The sequence below is a fragment of the Pantoea sp. Taur genome, assembly GCF_009830025.1.
Taxonomy (GTDB): Bacteria; Pseudomonadota; Gammaproteobacteria; order Enterobacterales; family Enterobacteriaceae; genus Pantoea; species Pantoea communis.
Genome location: NZ_SZZZ01000001.1, coordinates 517,570 through 527,913 on the forward strand (window position 1 = coordinate 517,570; position 10,344 = coordinate 527,913).

Below are 10,344 nucleotides of genomic sequence, written 5' to 3' on the forward strand. Positions count from 1 at the left end.
CTATCAGGAGCTCACGTTAACCGGAGGGGAACGTTAAAGCATGGCGATATGATGCCGATAACCTTCAGGAATAGTTCACAAGAAGGATTATTTTGATGCTAAATGGGATTGGCAACAGCGTTCTACGCAACCTGATTTCTGCGGGTTCAAGCGTAATTACCACCGCAAACAGCAAGGCAGCACAAAGCCACTTACAGGCTGAAGCGTCCACCAAAGTGACCTTCAGTGAAGCAAGCGAGACCGTTGCGGCCATCTATAAAATTGTGCCAGCACAGGTACAGAGTAGCGGCACGATCAGCAGCAATTTACAGGCGCAAATCAACGCGGCAGCGCAGTCTGGCGGCGTTGGTATGAACGGTATCGGCAGTGGTTTGCTTAAGGGCCTGGTGCAGAGTGGTGACAATGTCACGTTAAGCGTGCCCGCAACCTCATCAGCCAACGGTACCAGCAACAGTCAGAGCGCGGTGGCGCTCACCGTGACCACACAATCGGGGATTGAAGTGAGTCTGCAAATGACACGCCAGCAGGGTGGACTGGTGGTGGAGCTGAATACCAGCGGGGGTAAACTCAACCGCGATGAAGCCGCAGCCATCAGTCAGCTCTCCGACGGTTTGCAAAAAGCGCTGGACGGTTTGGACGCAGGGACAACGCAGCTAGATATCAGCGACTTGATGGAGTTTGATACCTCGCAGCTGAAAAGTGTCGATTTGAAGACCGATCTGCGTAATGGCGACAATGTGACGCAGTCCCTCAACCTTCACGCAGATGATAAAGAGCGCTGGCTCGGTTTTCACAACGGGGATGTCAGTATCAAGCTCGGTACGGATGTGTCAAAGCTGACTCAGGCAGGCAGCGCCGAACAGCAGGCCGCCGCACTCGATCAGTGGTCTGCCAAAATGGATCAGGCCGCAACGCGTGGGCACGGCGATCGCGACATGCTGAATCTCTTCAAAGCCAGCTTCCGGGCGCTGAATACCATGCAAGGACAGGCAAGCCACAGCGTGAATACCCAGCGAGTGATCTCCATTGATGCTAATGCCGCTAAAAACGGTGCCATTAGTGGATTGGCCGATTTTTCCGCCAGCTATCAGCAGACGCCGCGCTCTGATAATCCTTATAAACCGGATGAGCAGGACACCTTCTCTTTAGAGGTCGCGCAGCAAACCCGCTCGCAACAGCACACTGATACCCAGGATTTGACACAGGATACGCTGTTCAAACTCAAAGCCAGTTTCCACACCGCACTGGATTCAGACGGGGCAGCGAAACTGACGGCACTTAAGTCATCTCAAAATTACCGCTATCATCTGATTGACGATGAAGAGCGTAGCCAGACCGTGGTTTCGCAGAACAAAAAAGGTGAGCTGACAGCACAGACTACGCAGCAACTCACTCAGCATGAAACGGTGAAAAGCTATCAGCAAGCCAAGCTTATCGATAGCGTGGAGATCCCGCACAGCGAGAAAAAGGTCTCATCTCAGAATTACGCCCGCGCACTGTTTGACCCTGAAAATTAAACAGGATCCCCGGTGCGATCCTGATAAGGGGACACTGGCCCGCTGAAAAACCTGCACGTCATTATGGTCGCGCTCGCGGTAGCAGGCGGCCTTCAGGGCGCCCACCTCAGCGAATCTGTAATTCCTCCAGCGCGGTCAATAGCGCATCGACTTTTGGCAACAGCTGCTTGCGGCGCGGCCATATCAGCGTCAAAGCCAATCCATCGGGCTGTTGCTCCGGCAAGATGATCTCCAGTTCACCGCGCGCCAGCGGCTCGCGCACCAGCCAGGAGGGCATCTGCGCCACGCCTAATCCGCCACACAGCGCCTGCACTTGTGCATCCACGTCACCCAGTGCCATCCGGTGTGGCACATTGCGCCAGTGCGGATGCCCATCGGCAGTAGTAAACAGCCAGGGCTTGCTGCTGCCATCCACGCGTTCATACATGATGGCCTGATGTTGCAATAGCTCACTTTCATTGTGAGGACGTCCATGGCGCGCCAGATAATCGGGTGCAGCGCAAAACACCATGCGCTCGCGACCCATCTGACGGCAGCCAAGCGAGGCCGGTACGTCCGGCGATCCGCCAATGCGTACTGCGACATCGATCCCCTCATCAAACAGATCGATAAAGCGATCGGAGAAGGTGAGATTGAGTTCGAGTTCCGGGTGCTGCTGACAAAATGGAATCAGCACCGGCATGACGCCCAGTCGGCCATAGGTATTGGGCACGGCTACGCGTAATCGCCCCGAAGGAATGGTGCGCTGCGCCGCCAGCACCGCTTCGGCTTCGGCCAGCTCCTCCATAATGCGCAGGCAGGTTTGATAATAGGCGTTGCCTGCATCGGTGAGCTTCAGACTGCGCGTGGTGCGTTCCAGCAAGCGTGAGCCGAGTCGCGTCTCAAGTCGCGTGACGCTTTTACTGACGGCCGAACCGGTCAGGTGTAAACGTTCTGCCGCTGCCGCGAAACTGCCGCTTTCGACGCTGGCCACAAAGGGAACGATATCTTTCAGGCGTTGATCGTGCATCTATTCGTGAATCCAGGTTATGAATGATGTGAATTAAAGCCAGAGATAGGAATTGAATTCTCTATTAGGCTAATGATTACCGAAACCGAGGAGAATTGAAATGCAAAAGCAGGCGTTAATTGTCGGCATTAGCGGCGTGATTGGGCGTGCGCTGGCGGAAAAACTGCAAAGTGAAGGATGGCAGGTGACCGGATTGTCACGCGGACGCGGCGCGATCCCCGAAGGGTGCCGCAGCCTGACCGCAGATCTGACCGATGCTGATGCGGTCAGCACTGCACTGTCACAAGAGAAGCCTGATGCGGTGTTCTTTAGCGTCTGGGCGCGTCAGGAGAACGAAAAAGAGAACATTCGCGTGAACGGCGGCATGGTGCGCAATGTGATTGAAGCGCTGGGTGAGCGCCTGAACGGTGCGCACGTGGCGCTGGTGACCGGGCTGAAACACTATCTGGGTCCATTTGAGGCGTATGGCAAAGGTGCTGTGCCGGTGACGCCGTTCCGTGAAGAACAGGGACGCCAGCCGGTCGATAACTTCTACTATGCGCAGGAAGATGAAATCTTTGCCGGTGCCGAGCAATATGGCTATCGCTGGAGCGTGCATCGCCCGCACACCATCATCGGTTATGCAGTGGGCAACGCCATGAATATGGGGCAGACGCTGGCGGTGTATGCCACGCTGTGTCGCGAGAAGGGCTGGCCGTTTATCTTTCCTGGCTCGCCGGAGCAGTGGAACGGTATTGCGGATGTGACCGACGCCGGTTTGCTGGCGAAGCAGTTGTTGTGGGCAGCGACGGCGGATGAAGCAGCAAATCAGGACTTCAACGCGGTCAACGGCGATGTATTCCGCTGGAACTGGCTGTGGCCACGACTGGCCGCTTACTTTAACGTTGAAGCCGCCGCGTATCCTGCACAGATGATGCCTCTGGAAGGGCGCATGCAGGAGGCCGCAGATGCATGGCATGAAATTGCCTCTCGCGAACAACTATGTGAGGCGGACATTAATAAGCTGGCTTCGTGGTGGCACACCGATGCGGACCTTGGGCGTCCGATGGAAGCATTCACCGACATGAGCAAAAGCCGCAAAGCGGGATTCACCGGATATCGTTCAACGCTGGATTCGTTTATTGCGCTTTTTGATCGGCTGAAAGCGGAGAAGGTGATTCCGCAGTAACTTTATTCATCGTGAATCGGTTTTCCAGGTGCGCATCAACGCGCACCTTCATCAACAACAACTCATACTATTTTGAGGCTGCAAAATCCGACATGAGGTATTCGAGCCCTTTAGCGAATCAAACCTTCACTGTCTTCCCGTTCCCGGATTTTACGCATTACAGGCTGGACGTCGTTACTCATAAATTCCATGGTGGTGAGAAACACCATGCGTTGCTTATCAAAATTCTTGCGATAAAACATAAAACGCATGCCGGGGGCAAGAACCAGTAACTCAGCTCCCTCGGCGATGAGCGTTTCAATATTTGATTCGGTGGTGTCACTGGTGAAGCGCCAGTGCAATTGGTGTTTATCAATTTCCTTTTGCACGGCGTGCATATATTTATCCTCGCGAAAGTGAGTGAATAAGCCGCCTACGCCAAATCCCGGTGCTCTCATTAATGTTGGGCTGGGCATAGAGATAAATATGATTTTCTTCATCTGCGATTATTCCTTAATCTCGATAGGGGTATTAGGGTGTTCAAGGGTTTTACGCACCCTTTACAGAAAATTGGCGCTATCTTGTTGATATGAAGGGATGATAACATGAGAATGATTATCAACAACAGGAGGTTGTTATGTTCAGGGTTATTCTCATCTCAATCACTCTCGCATTATTGGGTTGCAGTTCTAGCTCCCCACCCGCTCACCAAAATACAGTTATGATGCCTAAAGCGCTCAGGATAGATCGACCGCTGTATCCTTATTACGCATTTAAAAATCACATCGAAGGGCATGTTAAATTTGTTTTTGACGTTGATGCTGAGGGAAAGGTGAGTGAAATGCGTATCAGCGAATCAACGCCAGATGGTCTGTTTAATGACTCTGTCATTCGAGCGGTAAACCAATGGCGGTTCGAAAAGGGGCATCCAACAAAGAATTTGCCTATGAATGTAGTCATGCGCATTAATCGTAATCTGGAATAATCCATAACCATTCATTTAAAATTAGATTCTTAAATTGGGTAAGCAGCCATATCACAATGGCTGTTTACGCGTGGACAGAGATGATTCAGGCTAATTACTTACTCTTTCAAGCTGGTGATGATCACTCATCAGCGTGATATTTTGATGCACTACCAACGTTTCATACATGCGGGTTGCCAGACCAAAACCTTGCATGATCTCTTGTACAACAACCCCTTCAACCTGCAGCGCGGCAGCATCTTGCCAGAATGACTTTACGCTGAGCCCATCAAAATTTTCAACGCGAATCAGTTCCAACGTAGCAATGACGCGATGGCGTAAATCGTTCTCAATTAATGCTGGACCAGCATCGACGACTGCTGAAAAAGGTGTTTTGCGATCATAGATAATCCAGTAAGTAGAACTACCCATTTCAAACTCATCAATAATCTCAAAACGTCGTTGTAATGTATTGGGGCTGTATGACATTGGCATTATGGCCATATTTGAATCCCCCTTGTTAAGCACTGGCATGTGTATTCCTTCACTTGATTGCCTCTCTCCATTAATTAACTTAACACATCAAAGGATAGTGATGAGGTAGATTTAATGAGAGCCAGACTCCTGTTTTTTATTTTAATAGGGAGAATGACATCCTGTTATCACCTCAACCTAATCTTACCCAGCGGCGACCAAGTAGCACTGTCAGAACAATAATCACCGCAATCGCGGCCAGATGCATCACGAAATCCATGGCGTGCAGATGCACCGGATGGCAAAACGCCAGCATGGTGACGGCCATGCAGGATATGCCCAGTCCGGCCATCGCCAGGCTGCGTACCGGATGGAGTGCACTTGTCTTGCGTAAACTGGCAATCATCAGCACCATCATCGGTGTGCTCACCACTAACAGGAAGGTAAAACAGCGCGTGCTGTCATTATCATGTGCCTCCACTGCGGCGTGCGGGATACTGCTCAGGCTCAATACCAACCACAATAAACCCAGCGGCAACAACACTTTCCAACTGACACTGCGTCGGCCAGGGATGCTCATGTTGAACGCATTACGAATCGCAAACAGGCCGAGAACAAACGCCAACGCCAACTGAATGAGCGCGCGCATCGCGCCAGGTTGTGACCAGTCGGTGAGGGTGCGCTGCACCAGAAAACTGGCGGCGATGCCGCAGGGTAGTGCCAGCAGCAGCCACATCAAGACACGCCAATAAGTCGGCCGCATCGGTTGAACGGGCTGCATGTCGCGGCTGAGTTTTTCGATTAACAGGTCATGATTATTCATGGTGTGCTCCAAAGCGACGCAGATTACTCAGCGCGCGATGCAACAGCGATTTCACCGCTGCCACACTTAAATTGTTATGTTCTGCCGCTTCCGTCAGGCTCATTTCGCGTAGATGGACGTGTTCAACAATCTCACGTTGACGCGAGGGAAGCTGGCGCAAATAACCGGTCAGCTCCTCTTGCGTCTCCAGCGGTGGTGTTTCTGGCGCAATGGCGGCTTCAGTTAACTTTTCTTCATGAACTTCCCATTGCTGATGGCGTCCGCGCCGCCGCAGGGCATCCACGGCGCGAGCGGAGATGATGGCCATCAGCCAGGGTAAGAACGGATAGGCAGGATCATAGGTGTGACGCACCCGATGCACTGTTAACAGCACATCCTGAATCACATCTTCCACTAATGCCTGGTCGGTGAGTTGTTTGCGTATTTGTCCGCGTATCACCGGCACTAGCGCTTTGAGCAGTCGGGTGTAAGCGAGCTGATCGCCCGCCTGCGCCTGTTCCATTAGCGCGGGCCAACTTTCGCGCGCGCTATCACTTGCTTGCATAATCCGCCTTGAAACAATTACGCCTTGGTGCTGGCCGCTTGCAGCGCATTCACTACAATGCTCGGTGTCAGCACTTGCGGTAGCACTTTTGGCGGCCCGCCATCGGCGGGGTAAACCAGATACATCGGCAGTCCGCCCTGACCAAACTCGCTCATGGCGTCATCGACATCGGGATTAAACTTGGTGGAGTCCGCCACCATATACACCGTACCGGTTTTTGCCAACGCGTCTTTCACTGCCTGCGTCGAAAGGGAGGTTTTTTCATTCACCTGACAGGTAATACACCATGAGGCTGTGAAATCGACAAAGATGGCTTTACCGTGTCCACGTTGAGAGGCGACGGCTTGCGGTGTCCACTTCTCTTTAGTGAGCTGGCTGGCTACCTGGTCACCTGCCAGCGCTGCGCCCGGTTGAATTAACTGCGGCAGTGGGGCCAGCACGGCGATAACCAATACGGCGGTCACGGCGAACAGCACTTTATGGCCTTTACCGGCAAAGCGGCGATGTTGCGCCATCCCATATAGCCAGCCCGCGAATGCTACAACCACTGAGGCTGCTAACAGTGTAGCCAATGCCGCGCTGCCTGCCTGTTGCGCGAGCACCCACACCAGCCAGGCATAAGCGCCAAACATTGGGAAGGCTAAACCGCGCTTCAGTACATCCATCCATGCGCCTGGACGAGGCAAGAATCTCGCCAGCTGAGGGAAAAGAGAAATCAGTGTGAAAGGCGCTGCGAAACCGAGTGCCAGGGCGAAGAAGATCACCAGCGCCACAGCAGGGGGTTGCACCAGGGCATAGCCGATCGCACTAGCCATAAACGGTGCCGCACAAGGGGTGGCAACCAAAATCGCCAATACGCCAGTGAGTGCAGAACGTAAGAAGGCGCCGCGATTGATTTCAACGGATCCAACACGTTGTACCGACAGGCCCACTTCAAATACGCCAAGCAGATTGAGCGCAGCGGCGAGGATCACCAGTGACAGCAGTGCAATCACCAGGGGGGACTGTAACTGAAATCCCCAGCCTACAGCAGCACCGCCTGCACGCGCGGCCAGCAAAATACCCGCCAGCGCCATCATGGTAACGATCACGCCCAGTAAAAAGCCTAAACCTTCACGACGCGCGTTGGCGGCATTGTCAGTGTGGCGCAACAGGCCGAGCGCTTTCAGGGAGATGACCGGAAAGACGCAGGGCATTAAGTTCAGAATGATGCCGCCAATAAAGGCGGCCAGCATGGCGGTTAACATCGCTGGCCTCTTTGCTTAGTTAGTTTGCGGATGTGCAGCGTCGTACTGCTTCACGGCGGCGAGGGCTTTCTCGATGTGCGTATCCGGGTTTCTATCAGTGTAACTCAGCAGGATGTCGCCATCAGGCGCAATCACATAAGAGGTGCGATCGGAAAGGGTTTTGCCTTTCATCTGCATGGTGGTTTGATACTGAGCGGCCACTTTAGCACCTGGGTCGGCGGCAACAGCGAATTTGTCACGGCACTCCAGTTTAGAGAAATCGCTCACCTGATCGGTATTGCCTGCAGTCACACCAATAACTGTGGCGTGCATTTTGGTGAAGTTGTCGGTAGCTTCGGCGAAGTCATGCGCTTCAATCGTACAGCCCGCACTGAATGCGGCCGGGAAGAAGTAAAGCACCACTGGCCCTTTTTGCAGCGCTTTTTGCAGCGAGAAGGTCAATGGTTTGCCGGCTAATGCACCTTGCAGTTCAAAATTCGGCGCTTTGGCACCCACGGGCAGCGCGGCGCTGGCATTAAAAGCGGTGGCAGAGAGGCCCAATGCGGCGGTGATGCTCAGAGTACAAACGAGGGTTTTAAACGATTTCATTATCTGCTCCTGCGATGTAAGGGAGGTCCGGTTTTAGTGACTCAATACATCAGTTCGCTGGAGGGGGCGGAAAGGTTTCGGTGCCAGTAAAAAAAAGTTAAATTAGCGACGCAATGTGACTCATGGAAAAAGAGGCTAAGAGAGATGAATCGGAATTATTTCAGTAAAATCATTTTGTTAATTGGGTTATCTTGCTCGGCCACCGCGCTGGCGGCACCTGTCATTGATAGCGATGTGGCTTCCCTAATCAATCAACGCCTGTCCTATATGAAGGATGTGGCCGGTTATAAAGCCGCCAATCATCTTGCGATTGAAGATTTGCCGCAAGAAGAAAAAGTGCTGGCTAGTGCTGTGCAGCAAGCCGAAAAGCTGGGCTTAGCGGGCGAGTCTGTGAAACCCTTTGTGCAGGCTCAGATGGATGCAGCAAAAGCGATTCAATATCGCTATCGCGCAGATTGGCTCTCCACACCTGAACAAGGTTGGCAGCCTTTGCCGCTGGATCAGGTCAGAAGCAAAATTAATGTGCTGAGCGCCAGCATTCTGAGTGGTATCCGTGCGCAGTTAGCGCAGGGCAAACCCTTCACCGATAAAGCCGCCTTTCTGCACACGCTTGATCAAGCGAATCTGGAACAGGGTGATAAAACGCGGCTGTGGGAAGCCCTGCAGAAAATTAGTCTGAAGAAGTAACGGTTATTCATAAGAGGCGTAATAAGATTACGCCTCCCTAATATGTCATTTACCTCTCAAACTGCAATATTATCCACGATATCCCCACCTGGGGATAAAATTCAGATGACCAACGATCCACTCCGCCACCTTTTCCTTATAACCCCAACTGAACTCCCTATGTCCTGCTCAAGAATCCCCTCTGCTATAACTGCTGCGAGTTGATAACGCTAGGAAAAGTTTTTCATGGATATTCGTAAAATTAAGAAACTGATCGAACTGGTTGAAGAGTCCGGCATCTCCGAGCTGGAAATCTCTGAAGGCGAAGAGTCAGTTCGTATCAGCCGTTCACCTGCAAACGCTGGCTATCCGGTCATGCAACAGGCTTATGCTGCGCCAGTGATGCAGCAGCCTGCGCTGGCGACCGCCGTTGCGCCGGTTGCTGCTGCGCCTGCAGAAGCGGCTAAGCCAGAAATCACTGGCCACATCGTGCGTTCTCCGATGGTCGGCACTTTCTACCGTACCCCAAGCCCGGATGCGAAAGCCTTCGTGGAAGTGGGCCAGAAAGTCAACGCGGGCGATACCCTGTGCATCGTTGAAGCGATGAAAATGATGAACCAGATCGAAGCCGATAAATCCGGCGTTGTGAAGGCGATCCTGGTGGAAAGCGGCCAGCCGGTTGAATTTGACGAGCCGCTGGTCGTCATCGAATAACGAGGCGAAGCATGCTGGATAAAATTGTCATTGCTAACCGCGGTGAGATCGCTCTGCGTATTCTCCGCGCGTGTAAAGAATTAGGCATCAAGACCGTTGCGGTTCACTCAACCGCTGACCGCGACCTGAAGCACGTGCTGCTGGCGGACGAAACCGTCTGCATCGGCCCGGCACAGTCGGTCAAAAGTTACCTGAACATCCCTGCACTGATCTCCGCCGCCGAAATCACCGGCGCCGTGGCGATCCACCCGGGCTACGGCTTCCTCTCTGAGAATGCCGATTTCGCCGAGCAGGTTGAGCGCTCTGGTTTTATCTTCATCGGCCCGAAAGCTGACACCATCCGCCTGATGGGCGACAAAGTGTCTGCAATCACCGCGATGAAGAAAACCGGTGTGCCGACCGTGCCAGGATCTGACGGCTCGCTGACCGATGACATGGATAAAAACCGTGCCATTGCCAAACGCATCGGTTACCCGGTCATCATCAAAGCCTCTGGCGGTGGCGGCGGCCGTGGTATGCGCGTGGTGCGCAGTGAAAAAGATCTGGAACAATCCATCGGCATGACGAAAGCGGAAGCCAAAGCGGCTTTCAACAACGACATGGTCTACATGGAGAAATTCCTCGAGAACCCGCGTCACATCGAGATTCAGG

The 10,344-nt window shown here is 53.0% G+C and carries 13 protein-coding genes; 6 read left to right on the forward strand and 7 right to left on the reverse strand.

What is annotated here, in order from left to right:
* Positions 1 to 95 precede the first annotated feature (95 nt).
* Positions 96 to 1,517 carry a hypothetical protein gene (locus tag FD744_RS02390; RefSeq protein ID WP_160867162.1) on the forward strand — a complete coding sequence of 474 codons (1,422 nt, stop codon included), beginning with the start codon at positions 96 to 98 and terminating at the stop codon, positions 1,515 to 1,517.
* A 106-nt stretch (positions 1,518 to 1,623) separates the two neighbouring features.
* On the opposite strand, the gene FD744_RS02395 is transcribed toward FD744_RS02390, so the two are convergent.
* On the reverse strand, positions 1,624 to 2,526 hold the full coding sequence (locus tag FD744_RS02395; protein WP_058960245.1) for a LysR family transcriptional regulator: 903 nt from the start codon (positions 2,524 to 2,526) through the stop codon (positions 1,624 to 1,626).
* Between the two features lie 100 nt (positions 2,527 to 2,626).
* On the opposite strand from FD744_RS02395, the gene FD744_RS02400 reads away from it, so the two are divergent.
* Complete coding sequence (locus tag FD744_RS02400) at positions 2,627 to 3,694, forward strand: SDR family oxidoreductase (protein ID WP_160867163.1); 1,068 nt, start codon at positions 2,627 to 2,629, stop codon at positions 3,692 to 3,694.
* Between the two features lie 110 nt (positions 3,695 to 3,804).
* On the opposite strand, the gene FD744_RS02405 is transcribed toward FD744_RS02400, so the two are convergent.
* A complete protein-coding gene (locus FD744_RS02405; RefSeq protein ID WP_160867164.1) occupies positions 3,805 to 4,173 on the reverse strand; it encodes a hypothetical protein in 369 nt (122 codons plus the stop codon).
* Positions 4,174 to 4,310: 137 nt separating this feature from the next.
* On the opposite strand from FD744_RS02405, the gene FD744_RS02410 reads away from it, so the two are divergent.
* The gene (locus tag FD744_RS02410) at positions 4,311 to 4,658 is read left to right on the forward strand and encodes a TonB family protein (RefSeq protein WP_160867165.1); all 348 of its coding nucleotides are present in this window, start codon (positions 4,311 to 4,313) and stop codon (positions 4,656 to 4,658) included.
* Positions 4,659 to 4,748: 90 nt separating this feature from the next.
* Here the strand turns inward: FD744_RS02410 and FD744_RS02415 are convergent, their stop codons facing one another.
* From FD744_RS02415 to FD744_RS02435, 5 genes are all read right to left on the reverse strand, one after another.
* A complete protein-coding gene (locus tag FD744_RS02415) occupies positions 4,749 to 5,171 on the reverse strand; it encodes a hypothetical protein (protein ID WP_160867166.1) in 423 nt (140 codons plus the stop codon).
* Positions 5,172 to 5,304: 133 nt separating this feature from the next.
* On the reverse strand, positions 5,305 to 5,934 hold the full coding sequence (locus tag FD744_RS02420; RefSeq protein WP_160867167.1) for an NrsF family protein: 630 nt from the start codon (positions 5,932 to 5,934) through the stop codon (positions 5,305 to 5,307).
* Entirely contained in the window at positions 5,927 to 6,478 is a 552-nt protein-coding gene (locus FD744_RS02425) for a sigma-70 family RNA polymerase sigma factor (protein ID WP_160867168.1), read from the reverse strand. The genes FD744_RS02420 and FD744_RS02425 overlap by 8 nt, the downstream gene beginning before the upstream one ends.
* 17 nt (positions 6,479 to 6,495) lie before the next feature.
* A complete protein-coding gene (locus tag FD744_RS02430; protein ID WP_160867169.1) occupies positions 6,496 to 7,725 on the reverse strand; it encodes a protein-disulfide reductase DsbD in 1,230 nt (409 codons plus the stop codon).
* Between the two features lie 15 nt (positions 7,726 to 7,740).
* Positions 7,741 to 8,313: a peroxiredoxin gene (locus FD744_RS02435; RefSeq protein WP_160867170.1), complete on the reverse strand. Its 573-nt coding sequence runs from the start codon at positions 8,311 to 8,313 to the stop codon at positions 7,741 to 7,743.
* Positions 8,314 to 8,457: 144 nt separating this feature from the next.
* On the opposite strand from FD744_RS02435, the gene FD744_RS02440 reads away from it, so the two are divergent.
* From FD744_RS02440 to FD744_RS02450, 3 genes are all read left to right on the forward strand, one after another.
* Positions 8,458 to 9,000, forward strand: a complete 543-nt coding sequence (locus FD744_RS02440) for a chorismate mutase (RefSeq protein ID WP_160867171.1) — start codon at positions 8,458 to 8,460, stop codon at positions 8,998 to 9,000.
* Between the two features lie 225 nt (positions 9,001 to 9,225).
* Positions 9,226 to 9,693: an acetyl-CoA carboxylase biotin carboxyl carrier protein gene (gene accB, locus FD744_RS02445; protein WP_160867172.1), complete on the forward strand. Its 468-nt coding sequence runs from the start codon at positions 9,226 to 9,228 to the stop codon at positions 9,691 to 9,693.
* An 11-nt stretch (positions 9,694 to 9,704) separates the two neighbouring features.
* On the forward strand, positions 9,705 to 10,344 hold a 640-nt coding region (locus tag FD744_RS02450), incomplete at its 3' end, for a biotin carboxylase N-terminal domain-containing protein (RefSeq protein ID WP_160867173.1).

Excerpts from the sequence above, each read along its gene's own strand:
- FD744_RS02420 (WP_160867167.1), bottom strand. The coding sequence starts at position 5,934 with ATGAATAATCATGACCTGTTAATCGAAAAACTCAGCCGCGACATGCAG.
- FD744_RS02415 (WP_160867166.1), bottom strand. The coding sequence starts at position 5,171 with ATGCCAGTGCTTAACAAGGGGGATTCAAATATGGCCATAATGCCAATG.
- FD744_RS02440 (WP_160867171.1), top strand. The coding sequence starts at position 8,458 with ATGAATCGGAATTATTTCAGTAAAATCATTTTGTTAATTGGGTTATCT.
- FD744_RS02435 (WP_160867170.1), bottom strand. The coding sequence starts at position 8,313 with ATGAAATCGTTTAAAACCCTCGTTTGTACTCTGAGCATCACCGCCGCA.
- accB (WP_160867172.1), top strand. The coding sequence starts at position 9,226 with ATGGATATTCGTAAAATTAAGAAACTGATCGAACTGGTTGAAGAGTCC.
- FD744_RS02390 (WP_160867162.1), top strand. The coding sequence starts at position 96 with ATGCTAAATGGGATTGGCAACAGCGTTCTACGCAACCTGATTTCTGCG.
- FD744_RS02425 (WP_160867168.1), bottom strand. The coding sequence starts at position 6,478 with ATGCAAGCAAGTGATAGCGCGCGCGAAAGTTGGCCCGCGCTAATGGAA.
- FD744_RS02430 (WP_160867169.1), bottom strand. The coding sequence starts at position 7,725 with ATGTTAACCGCCATGCTGGCCGCCTTTATTGGCGGCATCATTCTGAAC.
- FD744_RS02405 (WP_160867164.1), bottom strand. The coding sequence starts at position 4,173 with ATGAAGAAAATCATATTTATCTCTATGCCCAGCCCAACATTAATGAGA.
- FD744_RS02395 (WP_058960245.1), bottom strand. The coding sequence starts at position 2,526 with ATGCACGATCAACGCCTGAAAGATATCGTTCCCTTTGTGGCCAGCGTC.
- FD744_RS02410 (WP_160867165.1), top strand. The coding sequence starts at position 4,311 with ATGTTCAGGGTTATTCTCATCTCAATCACTCTCGCATTATTGGGTTGC.
- FD744_RS02400 (WP_160867163.1), top strand. The coding sequence starts at position 2,627 with ATGCAAAAGCAGGCGTTAATTGTCGGCATTAGCGGCGTGATTGGGCGT.